Raw genomic sequence first — 19,652 nt, 5'->3', positions numbered from 1 at the left:
TGGAGCACCTCAAAAACACCATCATACACTAAATCAGTAAGTTGGCAGCATCACCCAATTTCTCGTGAACGACGCCCTGAGTTATGGATTTCATTATCAATCGCAGAAAGTCGTTGATAAACCGGGAACAGTTTTTGATACAGTTCCTGACCGGCTTTATTGAGGCTGATATTATTATCTTTGCGGGTAAATAGCGTATAGCCAATTTGTTCTTCCAGCGCGGCAATGCTTTTACCAAATGGCGAAGCCGTCATATGGATTTTTTCTGCCGCCCGGGCAATATTATTGGTTTGCGCTAATAAAATGAAATTGCGCATCTTTTTCGAAATAAAAATGTCCATCCCCCTCCCCGCATCCTTGTCCGCTTAACCGTTTCAGTCAGCCTATCCTTGATGAAACCGCGAGCAAAGATAGGTGATTACGTCATGGTTTTACAGAAAATTACAGAAAAAGGAGGCAATATCGGGTAAAGGCATTAGCCCGACGAATACGTCGGGCTACAAGTATTATTGTGCTGCAGGTGTTTTAGCGGGTTGTTGATCCACAGGTTCTAACTGGAAGACCACATCGACCTGATCATCAAACTGAATAGCGGCCTGCTCGTAAGTTTCCTGGGCAGACACCGGCGCGGCATCGGCTTTCATCATCCGCACCATTGGGCTGGGCTGATAGTTGGAAACATGGTAGCGCACGCTATATACCGGCCCCAGTTTACGATGAAAGCCGTTCGCCAGTTCCTGCGCCTGATGAATCGCGTTATCAATCGCTGCCTTACGCGCTTTGTCTTTATAGGCATCCGGCTGCGCCACGCCCAGCGACACAGAACGAATTTCGTTAAGACCCGCCTTCAGCGCGCCATCCAGCAAGGAATTCAGTTTGTCTAACTGACGGAGCGTGACTTCCACCGTTCTCACAGCGCGGTAGCCTTTCAGGATACTTTTACCATCCTGATAATCATAATCTGGCTGGGTGCGTAAGTTCGCTGAGCTGATATCTTTTTTCGCGATCTGATTGAGTTCAAGGAAGGAAATGTATTGTGCGACGCGCTCATCTGCCTGTTTCTTGGCTGTAGCGGCATCCTTCGCGGCCACGTTAACTTCAATCGCAAGAGTGGCAATGTCTGGCACCGCATCCACACTTGCCGTACCGGAGGTGACAATATGCGGTCCATCCGGCAATTCGTTAGCCTGCGCTGCCATCCCGCTAATACCCATTAATGCCGCCAGGGCGATAACTTTGAACTTCACGTTAGTCTCTCCGTGTTAATTGACTTGCCCAAAATTCAGGACCTCTGGAGGCAAGCTTAGCGCCTCTGTTTTATTTTTCCATCAGATAGCGCCTAACTGAACAAGGCTTGTGCATGAGCAATACCGTCTCTCGCCAGCTGCAAGGCTATAAACCACATGACACATCCCACTACCAGATTGATAATGCGCTGTGATTTTGCCGTGCGCAGGCGCGGTGCCAGCCAGGCTGCGAGAATAGCCAGACCAAAGAACCACAGGAAAGAGGCGCTAATTGTCCCGAGCGCAAACCAACGTTTTGGTTCGACGTCAAGCTGCCCGCCAAGGCTGCCCAGTACAACAAAAGTATCCAGGTAAACATGCGGATTCAGCCAGGTCACTGCCAGCATGGTGGCGATAATTTTCCATCTGCCTTGCTTCAGGACTTCGGCACTAGCTAACTCAATATTACTACTCATCGCTGTTTTAAAAGCGCCAAAACCATACCACAGCAAGAAGGCTACGCCGCCCCAGGTGACCAGCGCCAGCAACCACGGCGACTGCATCAATAACGCGCTGCCACCAAAAATCCCGGCGCAAATCAGGACCAAATCGCTGATAGCACAAAGTAAGGCAATCATAATGTGGTACTGACGACGAATGCCCTGATTCATCACAAAAGCATTTTGTGGACCGAGCGGCAGAATCATAGCTGCCCCAAGAGCAATACCTTGAAAGTAATAAGAAAACACGTTGGATATTCCGAATTAAGTATCTGATGCAGAGACTATATCGCGGGATTGTTATTAGCGGAAATTGATAATATTAATTGGCAATCAGAATAACTAATAAGAGAGAGGCCAGAGAGTATTATCTGGCCTCAGCGTTGATTACGCAGCTTTGTCTTCTTTCACCCGCTTAAAGTTCACATCCATTTGCGGGTACGGGAAGCTGATACCGGCGGCATCAAATTCACGTTTAATACGCTCCAGCACATCCCAGTACACGTTTTGCAGATCGCCGCTGTTGCTCCAGACGCGGACCACGAAATTAATCGACGATGCACCAAGTTCGTTCAGACGCACAGTCATTTCGCGATCTTTCAAAATGCGATCTTCAGACTGGATAATATTGGTCAGGATCTGCTTAACCTGATCGATATCGGAATCATACGCCACGCCAATAATAAATTCGTTACGGCGAACTGGCTCGCGAGAGAAGTTAATAATATTTCCGGCAATAATTTTACCGTTCGGAATAACGATAATTTTACCGTCTGCAGTACGCATGGTGGTGGAGAAAATCTGCACACTCAGCACAGTACCGGCTACGCCGCCGAGATCAACATATTCTCCGGCACGGAACGGGCGGAACATGACAAGTAACACGCCAGCGGCCAGGTTAGAAAGTGACCCCTGCAAAGCCAGACCAACAGCTAAGCCTGCGGCACCGAGTACAGCAATGACTGACGCTGTTTGTACACCCACGCGTCCCAGGGCAGCGATTAGCGTAAAGGCGATAATACCGTAACGGACTAATGCAGAAAGAAAATCAGCAACAGTGGCATCGATTTTACGGGAGATCATCAGGCGATTCACCGCGTTGGAAATCATCCGCGCGATAATCAAACCAACGATGATGATCGCGAGTGCCGCCACGATGTTTACTGCATAACTTAGCAGCAGCGCCTGGTTAGCTACCAGCCAGCTTCCCGCGCCGTTTATGCTATCGACAACATTCAAATCTTCCATTCAATATTCCTTTTCAACTGACTCAAAATGGAGAAATACACTCCGCCGCCTTATGACGGGCAGTCTGACAAGGGTAAACAATAAAGCATAATTTTGCCAAATAGATCACAGATTTCTCATCTGAATCACCTTGCTTTTGGCGAAAAAAAGACCCGCAGAGCGGGCCTTGAGATAAGCAGAAAGGAATATCTTACAGAACGTCGATCGCGTTCAGTTCCTGGAATGCTTTTTCCAGACGAGCGATCATCGAAGTCTGACCGGCACGCAGCCATACGCGCGGATCGTAGTATTTCTTGTTCGGCTGATCTTCGCCTTTCGGGTTACCCAACTGCCCCTGCAGATAAGCTTCGTTCGCTTTGTAGTAGTTCAGAACGCCTTCCCAGGTTGCCCATTGGGTATCGGTATCGATGTTCATTTTTACTACGCCGTAGCTTACGGAGTCTTTGATTTCCTGAGCAGTAGAACCGGAACCACCGTGGAATACGAAGTTCAGGCTGTTGTGCGGCAGGTTGTGTTTCTTGGAAACATATTCCTGAGAATCACGCAGGATGGTCGGAGTCAGAACCACGTTACCCGGCTTGTAAACACCGTGTACGTTACCGAAGGACGCAGCGATGGTGAAACGCGGGCTGATTTTGCTCAGTTCGGTGTATGCGTAATCAACGTCTTCCGGCTGGGTGTACAGTGCAGAAGCGTCCATGTGGCTGTTGTCCACGCCGTCTTCTTCACCACCGGTGCAACCCAGTTCGATTTCCAGAGTCATGCCGATTTTGGACATGCGCTCCAGGTATTTAGAGCAGATTTCGATGTTCTCTTGCAGAGATTCTTCAGACAGGTCGATCATGTGAGAAGAGAACAGCGGCTTACCGGTAGCTGCGAAGTGTTTTTCACCCGCGTCCAGCAGACCGTCGATCCACGGCAGCAGTTTCTTCGCGCAGTGGTCAGTGTGCAGGATAACCGGAACACCATAATGTTCAGCCATCTGGTGAACGTGATGCGCACCAGAGATCGCGCCCAGGATAGCAGCACCCTGCGGAACGTCAGATTTCACGCCTTTACCAGCGATAAAGGAAGCACCACCGTTGGAGAACTGAACGATAACCGGCGCTTTAACTTTAGCAGCGGTTTCCAGTACGGCGTTGATGGAGTCAGTACCGACGCAGTTTACTGCTGGCAGTGCGAAGTTGTTTTCTTTTGCTACCTGGAAAACTTTCTGTACGTCATCACCAGTGATTACGCCAGGTTTTACGAAATCAAAAATCTTAGACATGTCTCTTGTCCTGTATCGTCGGGCCTTATACTCATCATACTTCAAGTTGCATGTGCTGCGTCTGCGTTCGCTCACCCCAGTCACTTACTTATGTAAGCTCCTGGGGATTCACTCTCTTGTCGCCTTCCTGCAACTCGAATTATTTAGAGTATGAAAAAATGCGTGCTCTAAAAGCGCGCTGAAACAAGGGCAGGTTTCCCTGCCCTGTGATTTTTTACTTCTTAGCGCGCTCTTCGAGCATCGCTACTGCAGGCAGTACTTTACCTTCCACGAATTCGAGGAATGCGCCGCCGCCAGTGGAGATGTAGGAGATTTTGTCAGCAATGCCGAACAGGTCGATTGCTGCCAGAGTGTCGCCGCCGCCAGCGATGGAGAACGCTTCGCTGTCTGCGATAGCGTTAGCCACGATTTCAGTACCTTTGCGGAAGTTCGGGAATTCGAACACGCCAACCGGACCGTTCCACAGAATGGTTTTCGCATTCTTCAGGATTTCAGCCAGTTCCTGAGCGGAAGCATCACCGATATCCAGGATCTGCTCGTCAGCTTTCACATCGTTAACAGATTTCAGGGTAGCCGATGCAGTTTCAGAGAACTCGGTTGCTACGCGAACATCAGACGGAACCGGGATGTTGCAGGTGGTCAGCAGACGTTTAGCTTCGTCAACCAGGTCAGCTTCGTACAGGGATTTACCCACATCGTGGCCTTGTGCCGCGATAAAGGTGTTAGCGATACCACCACCAACAATCAGCTGGTCAGCGATTTTAGACAGGGAGTCCAGAACGGTCAGTTTGGTAGATACTTTAGAACCACCAACGATAGCCACCATCGGGCGAGCAGGTTCTTTCAGTGCTTTACCCAGCGCGTCCAGTTCAGCTGCCAACAGCGGGCCTGCGCACGCAACATCAGCGAATTTACCGATACCGTGAGTAGAAGCCTGCGCGCGGTGAGCAGTACCGAATGCGTCCATTACGAACACGTCACACAGTGCAGCGTATTTTTTGGACAGGGTTTCGTCGTCTTTCTTCTCGCCTTTGTTGAAGCGAACGTTTTCCAGAACAACCAGTTCACCTTCAGCAACGTCAACGCCGTCGAGGTAATCTTTAACCAGACGAACCGGGTTAGACAGTTTGTCTTTCAGGTAGTTAACAACCGGCAGCAGAGAGAATTCTTCGTTGTACTCGCCTTCGGTAGGACGACCCAGGTGGGAAGTTACCATCACTTTCGCGCCTTGTTTCAGGGCCAGTTCGATGGTCGGCAGAGAAGCACGGATACGCGCGTCGCTGGTTACTTTCCCGTCTTTTACTGGTACGTTCAGATCCGCACGGATAAATACACGTTTCCCAGCAAGATCCAGATCGGTCATCTTAATTACAGACATGGTGAATCCTCTCGTTGATTCTAAAAGTTTTGCAGACGCTGCTTGCGTCTTACCTGAAAGCAACAGTAGCCATAGCTAACGTCGTGTCGAGCATTCGGTTAGCAAAGCCCCATTCGTTATCGCACCAGACCAACGTTTTGATCAGGTGTGCGCCACTGACCCGGGTTTGGGTGCCATCGACAATGGCACTGTGCGGATCGTGGTTAAAATCTACAGAGACCAACGGCAATTCCGTATAGTCAACTATACCATGAAATGCACCTTGTGCTGCTTTTTGCAGCAACAGGTTGACTTCATTGGCTTTTACAGGTTTCTTCACCGTCACGCTTAAATCGATTGCCGTCACATTTATGGTTGGCACACGTACCGCAATCGCTTCAAAGCGATCGTTAAATTGCGGAAAAAATCGTGTGATACCGGCGGCCAGTTTAGTATCGACCGGAATGATCGACTGGCTGGCTGCCCGGGTGCGACGCAGGTCAGGATGGTATGCATCAATAACCTGTTGATCGTGCATGGCGGAGTGAATTGTGGTCACAGTGCCGGACTCAATACCGTACGCATCATCTAACAATTTGATGACGGGAATTATGCAATTCGTGGTACAGGAAGCGTTAGAAACGATGCGGTGTTCCGCACGAAGTTGATCCTGATTGACGCCGTAAACAACGGTCGCGTCGAGATCGTTACTGCCAGGATGTGAAAAGAGCACTTTTTTGGCCCCGGCGGCAATATGCGCTTCGCCATGCTCGCGGGAGCCATATACGCCGGTGCAGTCGAGGACTACATCAACGCCAAGTTCACGCCAGGGGAGCGATTGCAGTGAACGTTCATGCAATACGCGGATGGCGTCATCACCAACAAAAAGTTGATCGCGTTCCTGTCGTACTTCCCATGCAAAACGGCCATGGCTGGTGTCATATTTCAACAAATGCGCCATGCCCGCAGCATCCGCCAGTTCGTTGATTGCCACCACGGTAATTTCCGCCCGGCGTCCGGATTCATACAAAGCACGAACCACATTACGCCCGATGCGACCGAAGCCATTTATCGCTACGCGTACGGTCATAGATCTCCTGCAAGGTTTTCCCTGAGCAAATTTGCCAGACAGAGTAATCCAGCAAATCGTCCGGGGAAACCTTACCTGTCGCAAACTGCGACTGATTGGTTAATTGTCGAACATTTAATCGACTGAAACGCTTCAGCTAGGATAAGCGAAACGTGGAATAAAAGGAATGATTGTCCAGTCAAAGAAAACAATTATCTGACTTACGTCACGTTTTCAGCCCCGCCCCTGTGGAATTTATTCCACTTTGCAGAATCACGAATAAGCGTAGCAAAATCTTTTCGTTGTGCCGTCACAAACCCTGACTTATATCAGAATATGACTGATGCAGCGTCGATATTATCCGCAATACGTCCGAGTTTCGGAGTACTCCAATGATGACATTGCCCTACCCATATTCTTCCCCCGCACGCTTTTATGCACTGCGCCTCCTCCCCGGGCAGGAAGTTTTTTCCCAGCTACACGCTTTTGCACAGCAGCATCAACTTCATGCCGCCTGGATTGCAGGCTGTACCGGTAGCCTGACTGACGTCGCCTTGCGCTATGCCGGGCAAGAAGGCACCACGCTCCTTAACGGTACATTCGAAGTGATCTCACTAAACGGCACGCTGGAACAGAGTGGTGAGCATCTTCATCTCTGCGTTTCCGATCCACACGGCACGATGCTTGGCGGTCATATGATGCCCGGCTGTACCGTGCGGACCACGCTTGAACTGGTGATCGGTAGCCTTGAGGAACTGGCGTTTAGCCGCCAACCTTGCGCGCTTTCTGGTTACGACGAGTTGCATATTTCCCCCGTTAAATAACTACTTTCAAAGAGGTTTTCTTATGGCGCGTAGCCACTTTTCCAGTCAGGCACTGGTGTTGATCGTTATATCTATCGCCATCAATATGATCGGCGGGCAACTGGCCAGCATGGTCAAATTACCTATATTTCTCGACTCCATCGGCACACTTATTAGCGCGGTACTGCTTGGTCCGGTGATCGGAATGCTGACCGGCTTACTGACCAATTTACTCTGGGGATTGCTGACCGACCCGATCGCCGCCGCATTTGCACCCGTCGCGATGGTCATCGGCCTGGTCGCCGGTTGGCTGGCGCGAGCGGGTTGGTTTCGCACCCTGCCAAAAGTCGTTGTCAGCGGCGTGATTATTACGCTTGCGGTAACGGTCGTCGCTGTACCGCTGCGTACTGCGCTGTTCGGCGGTGTCACCGGTAGCGGAGCCGATTTGTTCGTTGCCTGGATGCACTCGATGGGGCAAAACCTGGTGGAGTCGGTGGCGATTACGGTGATAGGCGCGAACCTGGTCGATAAAATTCTTACAGCGGTGATTGTCTGGCTTTTACTGCGCCAGCTGCCGATTCGCACCACGCGCCATTTTCCGGCAATGGCTGCCGTGCGCTAAATGCATCCATTTACCTCATTAACACTGTGGGCATTGGCGGCCTGCACCACGCTTATCCTGCCCGCGCAGACCATTTTGCCGATCTATAGCGCGGCGACCTTTTTTTGTCTTATTGCGCTAAAGGCCACGCGGCGGCGGGCAAAATATGTCGCCTGGCTGATGTTCTCGCTGGGAGCCGGGCTGTGGCTGGTACACGGTGGCTGGCTAACAGAATGGCTAAGCGGCACGCCGCGTTCGCCGGAGCGTTGGACGCATGCTATTACGCTCTGGTTGCGGATTCTGGCGATTGTTTCAACCTCACAGTTGTGGATGCAGTACGTCCCCGTGCAATGTTTTATCCGCGCTCTGTTTGCTTCTCGCCTGCCGCCAGGCGTCGCTTATCTGTTTGCCGGACCGTTATTGGTCGTTGAGCAGTTAAAACGGCAATTAGCGATTATTCATGAAGCGCAGCGTGCCCGCGGCGTGCCGCTGGATGAGGGCTGGTATCAGCGTTTACGTGCGATGCCCGCGTTAATTATTCTGCTAACACACAATGCGCTTAACGATCTGGCTGTCCGTGGTGCGGCGCTGGATATGCGGGCATTTCGGATCCACAACCGACGAACAACGTTGTGGGCACCAGCCGATAGCACCCTACAACGCGTAGCGCGTTACACCATGATCTTGCTGATGCTAACAGAATTCGGAGCGTGGATATGGTTACGTTAGAACAGTTCCGTTATTGCCCGACACACTCAACGCATCCTCCGTTCTGTTATGACTTTCACTATGTCAAACCGGGGATGGTCGCCATCTTTGGTGACAACGGCAGTGGCAAAAGTACGCTGGCACAGCTGATGGCGGGCTGGTATCCGGACTTTCTGCCAGGAGAGATAACAGGCACGGGGACGCTCCTCGGTACGCCCATTGGGCATCTCCCGCTTAATGAACAATCCGCCACCATCCAGCTCGTCCAGCAATCGCCCTATTTGCAGCTCTCCGGCTGTACCTTTAGCGTGGAAGAAGAAGTTGCCTTTGGGCCAGAAAATCTGTGTCTTGCTGAAACAGAGATTATGGCGCGGATTGATGCCGCCCTGACTCTGACCGAGTGCCAGCCGTTGCGCCATCGTCACCCGGCAACACTCTCCGGTGGAGAGACACAACGCGTGGTCATCGCCTGCGCCATCGCGATGCAGCCAAAGCTCTTAATTCTTGATGAAGCCTTTAGTCGCCTGACGCCGCAGGCCAGCGAAATGCTGTTGCAGCGCTTACAACACTGGGCGCTTGAACGTGGTTCGCTGATTATTCTTTTTGAACGTCATCGCACACCTTTCCTGAACTACTGCCAGCAAGCGTGGCAATTGCAAAACGGAGCGCTCCAGCCACTATGTTAACGTTAAATCAGATATCTTATCGCTGGCCTAGCGCAGCAACGGATTGTCTTTGCGACATTTCTCTGCAACTCAAACAAGGTGAATGGTTGGCGCTGACCGGCGACAATGGCGCGGGAAAATCGACGCTGTTACGAGTAATGGCAGGTCTTCTTACGCCCACAGCCGGTACGGTTATGCTGCAACAACAGGCGATGAAAAACCTGAAAAACCGCCAGCGCGCGGCAAAGGTTGGCGTACTGTTTCAGGAAGCGGAAAACCAACTTTTTCACAGCACCGTCGCTGACGAGATCGCATTTGGTTTGAAACTGCAAAAATGCCCGGCGGATGAAATCACTCAACGTACCCATGCTGCCCTGCAATGTTGTCAGTTAGCAGACACTGCCAACTCGCACCCGTTGGATCTGCATAGTGCGCAGCGACGGATGGTCGCCGTCGCCTGCCTGGAAGCACTCTCTCCGCCACTATTACTGCTGGACGAGCCGAGTCGGGATTTTGACGAAAATTGGTTGAGCGTATTTGAAAGCTGGCTGGAGAAGTGCCGCCAGCGAGGCACGAGCGTGGTAGCAATCAGTCATGACGCCGCATTTACCCGGCGTCATTTCTCTCGTGTGGTGCGACTGGAAGATGGTGTAATCAGGAACGTTAATCCACCAGACGATATTCACCCGTAGCGGTCATCATTAAGGTCAAATTTGCAGGCAGACTCTCTTCCAGCACCCGGCGAACATTCGGCCCGTCGGTACGGTCATAAAAGGCTTCTGCATCTGCCAGCGATACCCCTCCCGCCAGCTTGCGCCCCACCAGACGCTCCCGCAACGCAGTAGCTGGCGCGTTGATAAAGATCGAGAAATCACAAAATTGCGCAAGCTGGCACCACTTCTCGTCGTCCAGCAACAACCAGTTTCCTTCGACGATGACGAGTGGTGCGGTAACGTGCAACGCATCTTCAACAGGATCATGCTTTTGTCGATCGTACTGCGGCCACGTACAATCCCCTTCCACCACCTGGCGCAGATTTTCCGCCAGTTTCGCAACGTCAAATGTCTCTGGTGCGCCTTTGAAGGGGCGCAATTGATGCGCGTCCAGCCAGCTATTGTAATGGTGAAAACCATCCATCGGGAGCGTCTGAATAGCGGGCAGCTCCGGGTCTTGTTGCACGAGATATTCCCAGAAGGTGGTTAGGGTAGATTTACCCGTCCCCGGCGGAGCGCAAAGAAAAACCACCGTACGCCGCTGCGGATTTACCGTCTGTAAGGCCGCCAGCATACGCAGCAACGGTTTATGCACGCGTTCTATCTCTTCATCATGGTACTGCGCTTGCACGTTCAGCCCATTCACCGTTAATTCAATTTTCACGGCGTTAATTCCTTTAAGGTGGTCGTTACTGCCAGCGTCAGCGCCGTTTTGACCATTCCGCTAAAACGCGCCTCTGGTGATGCTGCCAACTTACTGATTTAGTGTATGATGGTGTTTTTGAGGTGCTCCAGTGGCTTCTGTTTCTATCAGCTGTCCCTCCTGTTCAGCTACTGACGGGGTGGTGCGTAACGGCAAAAGCACTGCCGGACATCAGCGCTATCTCTGCTCTCACTGCCGTAAAACATAGCAACTGCAGTTCACTTACACCGCTTCTCAACCCGGTACGCACCAGAAAATCATTGATATGGCCATGAATGGCGTTGGATGCCGGGCAACTGCACGCATTATGGGCGTTGGCCTCAACACGATTTTACGTCACTTAAAAAACTCAGGCCGCAGTCGGTAACCTCGCGCATACAGCCGGGCAGTGACGTCATCGTCTGCGCGGAAATGGACGAACAGTGGGGCTATGTCGGGGCTAAATCGCGCCAGCGCTGGCTGTTTTACGCGTATGACAGTCTCCGGAAGACGGTTGTTGCGCACGTATTCGGTGAACGCACTATGGCGACGCTGGGGCGTCTTATGAGCCTGCTGTCACCCTTTGACGTGGTGATATGGATGACGGATGGCTGGCCGCTGTATGAATCCCGCCTGAAGGGAAAGCTGCACGTAATCAGCAAGCGATATACGCAGCGAATTGAGCGGCATAACCTGAATCTGAGGCAGCACCTGGCACGGCTGGGACGGAAGTCGCTGTCGTTCTCAAAATCGGTGGAGCTGCATGACAAAGTCATCGGGCATTATCTGAACATAAAACACTATCAATAAGTTGGAGTCATTACCGTGATAGCAAAGGACACCAGGGTAGCTACCGTAACACCGGCAATTGTCGCCAGGAACGAGCCTTTCGGCGTCAGTGCCAGGTAAGCAAAGATAGACCCCGGACTTGGGCCAGCCACCAGACCACCGTCCAGTAAGTTAAACACCCAGGTGCCAGACATACCGCCCGCAATCATGGCAATAATGGTCAGCGGCTTCATCAGCACATACGGGAAATACAGTTCGTGGATCCCACCGAGGAAGTGAATAATCATCGCCCCGGGCGCAGAACGTTTACTCATCCCTTTACCAAACAAGGTAAACGCCAGCAGCAGCCCTAAGCCAGGCCCAGGATTGGACGCCACCATAAAGAAGATGGATTTACCGTTAACCGAAGCCTGTTGCATTCCCAGCGGATAATAGACGCCCTGATCGATCGCATTATTGAGGAAAAGCACTTTCGCCGGTTCATTGATGACTGACAGCAGAGGCAGATAACCCGCATGTACCAGCGCCTCAATACACTCTTTGACGAGAGTATTGGCAATTAACACCGCCGGGCCGATAACTTCAAAACCCAGCAGACAAAGGAGCATCCCCGCGATACCTAATGAGAAGTTATTGATAACCATCTCAAAACCGGCAGGTATGCGTTTTTCCAGTGCCTTATCAACATATTTTATGACCAGCCCACCGAGCGGCCCCATAATCATTGAGCCAAGGAACATCGGGATCTCTGCGCCGACGATCACACCAATAGTACCTATTCCGCCCATGACCGCGCCGCGTTTACCGCCGACCAGATGACCACCGGTAGAACCAATCATCACGGGCAATAAATAGGTAATCATCGGGCCGACAATTTTGGCGAAATGTTCGTTAGGCAGCCAACCGGTGGGAATAAATAACGCAGTAATAAAACCCCAGGCAATAAAAGCACCAATATTGGGGATGACCATTGCCGTCAAAAAGCCCCCAAAAGCCTGGACCTTTGCACGAGCAGACTTGTTTTCCATAATATTATCCTGTAGAGGAGAGAGTAATTATCCGCGGCTGATTATGTCCGCTAATTGTTTTTCTGATGCTGCTGTTAAGAGTTGTTCGAGTATTTCTTCTTCGCACAGTAATTCACTTAACGCCTGAATAGCGCCAATGTGCGAATCGGCATCGGCAGCAGAAAGGCCGATGAGTAATTTTATTGGTTCGTCATTCCCCGGAAAATAAACACCTTGTTCAAGTAATGTCAAAGACATCCCGGTTTTAAGCGCCCCACATTCCGGTCGCGCATGAGGCATTGCCACGCCTGGTGCGAGAATATAATAAGGGCCATTGTTAATGGTGGAATCTTTAATTGCCTGAATGTAATTCTCGCTGATATAGTTTTTATCCAGCAATGATACCATCGAGAAATCGATAGCTTCCTGCCAATCTTTTGCTGAATGTATAACTGAGATTGATGATTCTGGAAAATAGTCACTAAGCCGCATAAATTATCCTTATTTTATTTTTAGGGTACCGTCCGGCGGTAAAAATAAAATACTCGTGCGGTTTAATGAAAGCAATTGAGCAGGGAAACCGGTGTTTTGAAAACAGTGAATTATTAATTTCTTATATAACATTGAGTTATAGATATAACAACAAATGTCAATACGCATATCGTGATGCATATTACATAATTGATATTTATTGCATATAAATATTTGTGATCTACAACACGCTTTATCTATTGCTTGTCCGCAAACGGACATATCAAGGTAATAAAAAAGGTCGCCGAAGCGACCTTTTTACCCGAAATGCTAATTACAGCAGTTCTTTTGCTTTCGCAACGACGTTGTCGACGGTGAAGCCGAACTCTTCGAACAGCAACTCTGCCGGAGCTGACTCACCGAAGGTGGTCATACCGATGATAGCGCCATTCAGGCCAACATACTTGTACCAGTAGTCAGCAATACCCGCTTCTACCGCAACGCGTGCAGTAACCGCTTTCGGCAGTACGGATTCACGGTAAGCCGCATCCTGCTTGTCGAATGCATCGGTAGACGGCATGGAAACCACGCGCGCCTTCACGCCTTCGGCAGTCAGTTTTTCGTAGGCGGCAACAGCCAGTTCAACTTCCGAACCGGTCGCGATGAAGATCAGTTCCGGCTGACCAGCACAGTCTTTCAGCACATAACCACCGCGCGCGATGTTTGCCAGTTGCTCTTCAGTACGTTCCTGCTGCGCCAGATTCTGACGGGAGAGGATAAGCGCGGTCGGACCGTCCTGACGCTCAACACCGTATTTCCACGCGACCGCGGATTCAACCTGGTCACACGGACGCCATGTAGACATGTTCGGGGTCACGCGCAGAGAAGCGACCTGCTCAACCGGCTGGTGAGTCGGGCCGTCTTCGCCCAGACCGATGGAGTCGTGGGTGTAAACCATCACCTGACGCTGTTTCATCAGCGCAGCCATACGTACAGCGTTACGTGCGTATTCGACAAACATCAGGAAGGTGGAGGTGTACGGCAGGAAGCCACCGTGCAGGGAGATACCGTTAGCAATCGCGGTCATACCGAACTCGCGAACACCGTAGTGGATGTAGTTACCCGCAGCATCTTCGTTGATTGCTTTAGAACCAGACCACAGGGTCAGGTTAGACGGTGCCAGGTCAGCGGAGCCGCCGAGGAATTCCGGCAACAGCGGGCCGAACGCTTCAATAGCATTCTGAGACGCTTTACGGCTGGCGATTTTCGCCGGATTAGCCTGCAGTTTAGCGATAAACTCTTTCGCTTTGGCGTCGAAGTCAGACGGCATTTCGCCTTTCATACGGCGGGTAAATTCAGCCGCTTCCTGCGGATAAGCTTTCGCGTAAGCCGCAAACTTCTCATTCCATGCAGATTCTTTCGCCTGGCCTGCTTCTTTCGCATCCCACTGCGCATAGATTTCAGACGGGATTTCGAACGGTGCGTATTTCCAGCCCAGCTGTTCGCGGGTCAGAGCGATTTCTGCATCACCCAGCGGCGCACCGTGGGAGTCGTGAGTACCGGCTTTGTTCGGGGAACCGAAACCGATGATGGTTTTGCACATCAGCAGGGACGGTTTGTCAGTCACTGCGCGCGCTTCTTCTACTGCGCGTTTGATGGATGCTGCGTCATGACCGTCGATGTCGCGAATAACGTGCCAGCCGTAAGCTTCGAAACGCATTGCGGTGTCGTCGGTGAACCAGCCTTCAACGTGACCATCAATAGAGATACCGTTGTCATCGTAGAACGCAATCAGTTTACCCAGCTTCAGCGTACCCGCCAGAGAGCAAACTTCGTGGGAGATGCCTTCCATCATGCAGCCGTCGCCCATGAAGGCGTAGGTGTAGTGGTCGACAATGTCGTGGCCCGGACGGTTAAACTGCGCCGCCAGCGTTTTTTCTGCAATCGCCATACCGACTGCGTTGGCAATACCCTGACCCAGCGGACCGGTGGTGGTTTCCACACCAGCGGTATAACCTACTTCCGGGTGGCCCGGAGTTTTAGAGTGCAGCTGACGGAAGTTTTTCAGTTCTTCCATCGGCAGATCGTAACCGGTGAGGTGCAGCAGGCTGTAGATCAGCATGGAGCCGTGGCCGTTGGACAGCACGAAGCGGTCACGGTCAGCCCAGGACGGATTCTGCGGGTTGTGTTTCAGGAAATCACGCCACAGGACTTCGGCAATGTCAGCCATACCCATAGGGGCACCCGGGTGACCGGATTTGGCTTTCTGTACTGCGTCCATGCTCAGCGCACGAATAGCATTGGCAAGCTCTTTACGTGAGGACATTTTGACTCCAGATCGGATGATGAAGGGCACGCCCTTAACGACTTGACGACAGCGCGTTTTGGGCTACGCCGGAAAATTTGCCAACAATTTACCGCAAGCCGCGCGTCATGTACATGGAACATCCTTTTGCCGCTTCAGAAATCTCTGGATCATGCTCGCATGTTGCGCAATCTACTCGCCCGTCCGCTGCGCTTTTCCTTATACTGAGACTGAGCGTCGATTCACCTGCAAACGGCGCATTTTTAGAATAATCCTGACCTTGTGCGGAAGAGAAAACATGAAAATTCGCGCCTTATTGGTAGCAATGAGCGTGGCAACGGTACTGACTGGTTGCCAGAATATGGACTCCAACGGACTGCTCTCATCAGGAGCGGAAGCTTTTCAGGCTTACAGTTTGAGTGATGCGCAGGTGAAAACCCTGAGCGATCAGGCATGTCAGGAGATGGACAGCAAGGCGACGATTGCGCCAGCCAATAGCGAATACGCTAAACGTCTGACAACTATTGCCAATGCGCTAGGCAACAATATCAACGGTCAGCCGGTGAATTACAAAGTGTATATGGCGAAGGATGTGAACGCCTTTGCAATGGCTAACGGCTGTATCCGCGTCTATAGCGGGCTGATGGATATGATGACAGATAACGAAGTCGAAGCGGTGATCGGTCACGAGATGGGGCACGTGGCGTTAGGCCATGTGAAGAAAGGGATGCAGGTGGCGCTTGGTACAAATGCCGTGCGAGTAGCTGCGGCCTCTGCGGGCGGGATTGTCGGCAGTTTATCTCAATCACAACTTGGTGATCTGGGCGAGAAATTAGTCAATTCGCAATTCTCCCAGCGCCAGGAAGCAGAAGCCGATGATTATTCTTACGATCTTCTGCGCCAACGCGGCATCAGCCCGGCAGGTCTTGCCACCAGCTTTGAAAAACTGGCGAAACTGGAAGAAGGCCGCCAAAGCTCAATGTTTGACGACCATCCGGCATCCGCCGAACGCGCCCAGCATATTCGCGATCGCATGAGCGCGGATGGGATTAAGTAAAGCCTGGTGGTGTCGAACGTAGGTCAGATAAGGCGTTCACGCCGCATCTGACATCAATGGCACATTTGTTACCCTGTGCGCATTGCCGGATGCGATGCTGACTGCATCTTATCCGGCCTACGGGTGGCATCGCATCTGGTGCTTACTCGCCCTTTTTCGCCGCTTGGATATACAGCATCTCCAGCGCCAGCGTCGCCGCAGCCAGAGCGGTGATTTCCGACTGATCGTATGCCGGAGCCACTTCCACTACGTCCATCCCAACAATGTTGAGATCTTTCAGGCCGCGTACCAGTTTAATAGCGCGATCGGAGGTCAGGCCGCCAATCACTGGCGTACCGGTGCCTGGTGCAAAAGCAGGATCCAGGCAGTCGATATCAAAAGTCAGGTAAACCGGCATATCACCCACAATCTGTTTCACTTGGGCGATAACGTCATCCACGCTGCGATCGTTCACCTGGCAGGCGTCCAGCACGGTAAAGCCGTTGTCTTTATCAAACTCGGTACGAATACCAATCTGCACGGAATGATTCGGGTCGATCAGACCTTCTTTCGGCGCGGTATAGAACATAGTGCCGTGGTCAAATTCACAACCGTTCGCATAGGTATCGGTGTGGGCGTCAAAGTGTACCAGCGCCATTTTGCCGAAATGCTTCGCATGAGCACGCAGCAGCGGCAGCGTAACAAAGTGGTCACCACCGAAGGTGAGCATACGCTTACCGGCAGCCAGCAGCTTCTCGGCGTGCGCCTGCAGCTTTTCGCTCATCTCACGGGCATCGCCAAAGGCATATACCAGATCGCCGCAGTCCACGACGTTCAGACGCTCACGCATGTCGAAATTCCACGGGAAGCGGTTGTGTTCCCAGGCCAGATTCGTCGAAACCTGACGGATCGCTGCCGGACCGTGGCGACCACCCGCACGACCAGAAGTGGCCATATCGAACGGCACGCCAGTAATCACCCAGTCTGCATCGCTGTCATACGGCTGGAAGTTCATCGGCAGGCGTAAAAAACCAAAGGCATTGGAAACCAGTGAGTTATCGTATTGATGACCTAAGGTGCTCATGGATGGACTCCTATTACAAAGTCGATATAAAAAAACCCTTCCGCGTCGTTAGGCCCGACGAGGAAGGGTTGGATTTGTCACAATAAATTGTGGCGGATTATCACCGCTAAATTAAGCGGATTCAAGTAACACAGGACTTACTCATCTTCAAGATAAGTATAACCGTACAAACCTGCCTCGAACTCTTCAAGGAACTGTTGTTGCAGTTCAGCATCAAGATCGGTTTTCTTCACTTGATCGCGGAACTGGGTTAACAGCGTTTTCGGATCGAGCTGTACATATTGCAGCATGTCCGCCACGGTATCGCCTTCGTCAGACAGTTCTACTTCTACGCTACCGTCAGGGAACACGAACACGTCAACCGCTTCGGTATCACCGAACAGGTTGTGCATATTGCCAAGGATCTCCTGATATGCGCCGACCATAAAGAAACCGAGCATCGGCGGATTCTCTGGATCGTACTCCGGCATTGGCATTGTCGTGGCAATACCATCACCATCAATATAGTGGTCGATAGCACCGTCAGAGTCACAGGTAATATCCAGCAGCACAGCGCGACGTTCCGGCACTTGATCCAGCCCTTCCAGCGGCAGAACCGGGAACAACTGGTCGATCCCCCATGCGTCCGGCATTGACTGGAACAGCGAGAAATTGACGTACATTTTGTCCGCCATACGTTCCTGCAGTTCGTCGATTATCGGACGATGCGCACGGTTTTGCGGATCCAGTTGCTTCTGCACTTCATGGCACATGCTCAGATAGAGTTGTTCTGCCCATGCACGTTCTTGCAGGCTAAAGGTGCCGGAAGAGTAGCCGATATGAATGTCGTGCAGATCCATCTGGCTGTCGTGTAACCATTCACGCAAAGAACGGCGAGTTCCCGGTTCGTGCATTTCCTGCCAGGTTTCCCACATGCTTTGCAGCGCGCGCGGCGCATCTTCTGCGGGCGCGGTCGGCACCGTATATTCGTTACGTTCCACGCCGATGATATTCGACACCAGCACGGTATGGTGCGCAGTCACCGCACGGCCCGATTCGGTGATTACCGTCGGATGCGGCAGACCATTTTCTTCACACGCATCGCCAATCGCCCAGATGATGTTGTTGGCGTATTCATTGAGGCCATAGTTTACGGAGCAGTCAGACTGCGAACGGGTGCCTTCATAGTCCACGCCCAGACCGCCGCCGACGTCGAAGCACTGAATATTGACGCCCAGCTTGTGCAGTTCCACATAGAAACGCGCGGATTCACGAACGCCCGTGGCGATATCGCGAATATTCGCCATCTGCGAACCGAGGTGGAAGTGCAGTAGTTGCAGGCTGTCGAGACGCCCGGCTTCACGCAGGGTTTCAACCAGTTGCAGTACCTGAGTCGCAGCCAGGCCGAACTTCGATTTTTCCCCGCCGGAGGACTGCCATTTACCCGAGCCCTGCGAAGCCAGACGTGCACGCACGCCCAGACGAGGAACGACATTCAGACGTTCTGCTTCATCCAGCACAATGGCGATTTCTGACATCTTCTCAATGACCAGATAGACCTTGTGCCCCATCTTCTCGCCAATTAATGCCAGGCGGATATATTCGCGGTCTTTATAACCGTTGCAGACGATGACGCTACGGGTCATGCCAGCATGTGCCAGTACTGCCATCAACTCGGCTTTGGAACCGGCTTCCAGACCCAGCGGTTCGCCCGAATGAATCAGGGACTCAATCACGCGGCGGTGCTGGTTAACTTTGATCGGATAAACAAGGAAGTAATCGCCGTTATAGCCGTAGGATTCCCTCGCACGTTTGAACGCGGCGTTAATGGAACGCAAACGGTGCTGCAGGATCTGTGGGAAACAGAACAGTGCAGGCAGACGCTGACCCTGTGCTTCACGAGTTTTCACTAACTGCGCGAGATCGACGCGAGCTTCCGGGACGTCCGGGTCCGGGCACACGCTGATGTGGCCCAGCTCGTTAACGTCATAGTAGTTATTGCCCCACCAGGCAATATTGTAAGTACGCAGCATCTTGCTGGCTTCCTGGGAGCTCATTGCAACCTCCTGCATGGAGCGTAGTACACCGTGTTCGCCCGCTGACGAAGGCAAACCCATAGACATGTCGTCAGACATAGCG

17 protein-coding genes and 4 pseudogenes are annotated in these 19,652 nt (G+C 51.9%); 7 read left to right on the top strand and 14 right to left on the bottom strand.

Going from position 1 to position 19,652, the window contains the following annotated elements; all coding sequences use genetic code 11:
* Positions 1-56: 56 nt before the first annotated feature.
* The 7 genes and pseudogenes from C1P89_RS24090 to epd form a co-directional block, all read right to left on the bottom strand.
* A pseudogene (locus C1P89_RS24090) lies at positions 57-341 on the bottom strand (LysR family transcriptional regulator); the annotation flags it as partial.
* Between the two features lie 165 nt (positions 342-506).
* Positions 507-1,247, bottom strand: coding sequence for an oxidative stress defense protein (locus C1P89_RS24085; RefSeq protein WP_000669834.1), 741 nt, complete (start codon positions 1,245-1,247; stop codon positions 507-509).
* 92 nt (positions 1,248-1,339) lie between these two features.
* A complete protein-coding gene (gene argO, locus C1P89_RS24080; RefSeq protein ID WP_000493340.1) occupies positions 1,340-1,975 on the bottom strand; it encodes an arginine exporter ArgO in 636 nt (211 codons plus the stop codon).
* A 138-nt stretch (positions 1,976-2,113) separates the two neighbouring features.
* Positions 2,114-2,974 carry a small-conductance mechanosensitive channel MscS gene (gene mscS / locus C1P89_RS24075; RefSeq protein WP_000389818.1) on the bottom strand — a complete coding sequence of 287 codons (861 nt, stop codon included), beginning with the start codon at positions 2,972-2,974 and terminating at the stop codon, positions 2,114-2,116.
* A 190-nt stretch (positions 2,975-3,164) separates the two neighbouring features.
* A complete protein-coding gene (gene fbaA, locus C1P89_RS24070; protein ID WP_000034372.1) occupies positions 3,165-4,244 on the bottom strand; it encodes a class II fructose-bisphosphate aldolase in 1,080 nt (359 codons plus the stop codon).
* Positions 4,245-4,458: 214 nt separating this feature from the next.
* Positions 4,459-5,622 (bottom strand): phosphoglycerate kinase, encoded by a 1,164-nt coding sequence (pgk, locus tag C1P89_RS24065; protein ID WP_005143530.1) that lies wholly within the window; start codon positions 5,620-5,622, stop codon positions 4,459-4,461.
* A gap of 49 nt (positions 5,623-5,671) precedes the next feature.
* Positions 5,672-6,691 carry an erythrose-4-phosphate dehydrogenase gene (gene epd / locus C1P89_RS24060; protein WP_000218480.1) on the bottom strand — a complete coding sequence of 340 codons (1,020 nt, stop codon included), beginning with the start codon at positions 6,689-6,691 and terminating at the stop codon, positions 5,672-5,674.
* 371 nt (positions 6,692-7,062) lie between these two features.
* Between epd and C1P89_RS24055 the strand changes: the two genes are divergently transcribed.
* The 5 genes from C1P89_RS24055 to C1P89_RS24035 are packed head-to-tail and all read left to right on the top strand — an operon-like array spanning position 7,063 to position 10,139.
* The gene (locus C1P89_RS24055) at positions 7,063-7,494 is read left to right on the top strand and encodes a PPC domain-containing DNA-binding protein (RefSeq protein WP_000988688.1); all 432 of its coding nucleotides are present in this window, start codon (positions 7,063-7,065) and stop codon (positions 7,492-7,494) included.
* Positions 7,495-7,516: 22 nt separating this feature from the next.
* Complete coding sequence (locus tag C1P89_RS24050; protein ID WP_000124312.1) at positions 7,517-8,095, top strand: ECF transporter S component; 579 nt, start codon at positions 7,517-7,519, stop codon at positions 8,093-8,095.
* Positions 8,096-8,803, top strand: coding sequence for an energy-coupling factor transporter transmembrane component T (locus C1P89_RS24045; RefSeq protein WP_000553211.1), 708 nt, complete (start codon positions 8,096-8,098; stop codon positions 8,801-8,803).
* Positions 8,791-9,468 carry an ABC transporter ATP-binding protein gene (locus tag C1P89_RS24040; protein WP_000256970.1) on the top strand — a complete coding sequence of 226 codons (678 nt, stop codon included), beginning with the start codon at positions 8,791-8,793 and terminating at the stop codon, positions 9,466-9,468. The genes C1P89_RS24045 and C1P89_RS24040 overlap by 13 nt, the downstream gene beginning before the upstream one ends.
* Entirely contained in the window at positions 9,462-10,139 is a 678-nt protein-coding gene (locus C1P89_RS24035; RefSeq protein WP_000956897.1) for an ABC transporter ATP-binding protein, read from the top strand. The genes C1P89_RS24040 and C1P89_RS24035 overlap by 7 nt, the downstream gene beginning before the upstream one ends.
* On the opposite strand, the gene C1P89_RS24030 is transcribed toward C1P89_RS24035, so the two are convergent.
* Positions 10,111-10,824, bottom strand: coding sequence for a nucleoside/nucleotide kinase family protein (locus C1P89_RS24030; RefSeq protein ID WP_000687765.1), 714 nt, complete (start codon positions 10,822-10,824; stop codon positions 10,111-10,113). The two genes, C1P89_RS24035 and C1P89_RS24030, sit on opposite strands and share 29 nt — an antisense overlap.
* Positions 10,821-10,898, bottom strand: a pseudogene (locus C1P89_RS24025) (transcriptional regulator); the annotation flags it as partial. The gene C1P89_RS24030 and the pseudogene C1P89_RS24025, both read right to left, overlap by 4 nt.
* 56 nt (positions 10,899-10,954) lie before the next feature.
* Between C1P89_RS24025 and C1P89_RS24020 the strand changes: the two are divergent.
* Positions 10,955-11,652, top strand: a pseudogene (locus C1P89_RS24020) (IS1-like element IS1A family transposase).
* Positions 11,653-11,666: 14 nt separating this feature from the next.
* Here the strand turns inward: C1P89_RS24020 and cmtA are convergent.
* The 3 genes and pseudogenes from cmtA to tkt all read right to left on the bottom strand — a co-directional run.
* Positions 11,667-12,659: pseudogene (gene cmtA, locus C1P89_RS24015) on the bottom strand (PTS mannitol transporter subunit IICB); the annotation flags it as partial.
* A 27-nt stretch (positions 12,660-12,686) separates the two neighbouring features.
* A complete protein-coding gene (gene cmtB, locus C1P89_RS24010) occupies positions 12,687-13,130 on the bottom strand; it encodes a PTS mannitol transporter subunit IIA (RefSeq protein WP_001239645.1) in 444 nt (147 codons plus the stop codon).
* Positions 13,131-13,443: 313 nt separating this feature from the next.
* A complete protein-coding gene (tkt, locus tag C1P89_RS24005; RefSeq protein WP_000098609.1) occupies positions 13,444-15,435 on the bottom strand; it encodes a transketolase in 1,992 nt (663 codons plus the stop codon).
* A 277-nt stretch (positions 15,436-15,712) separates the two neighbouring features.
* Here tkt and loiP point away from each other — a divergent pair, with 277 nt between their 5' ends.
* On the top strand, positions 15,713-16,471 hold the full coding sequence (loiP, locus tag C1P89_RS24000) for a metalloprotease LoiP (protein WP_000701842.1): 759 nt from the start codon (positions 15,713-15,715) through the stop codon (positions 16,469-16,471).
* A gap of 142 nt (positions 16,472-16,613) precedes the next feature.
* On the opposite strand, the gene speB is transcribed toward loiP, so the two are convergent.
* Positions 16,614-17,534 (bottom strand): agmatinase, encoded by a 921-nt coding sequence (gene speB / locus C1P89_RS23995; protein WP_000105575.1) that lies wholly within the window; start codon positions 17,532-17,534, stop codon positions 16,614-16,616.
* A 137-nt stretch (positions 17,535-17,671) separates the two neighbouring features.
* Positions 17,672-19,648, bottom strand: coding sequence for a biosynthetic arginine decarboxylase (gene speA / locus C1P89_RS23990; RefSeq protein ID WP_001295380.1), 1,977 nt, complete (start codon positions 19,646-19,648; stop codon positions 17,672-17,674).
* Positions 19,649-19,652: the final 4 nt, after the last annotated feature.

The sequence above is a fragment of the Shigella sonnei genome (assembly GCF_002950395.1).
In the GTDB taxonomy this organism is placed as follows: Bacteria; Pseudomonadota; Gammaproteobacteria; order Enterobacterales; family Enterobacteriaceae; genus ECMA0423.
The sequence above is the reverse complement of the archived record's forward strand: the minus strand, read 5'-3'. Positions and strand labels throughout refer to the sequence as shown.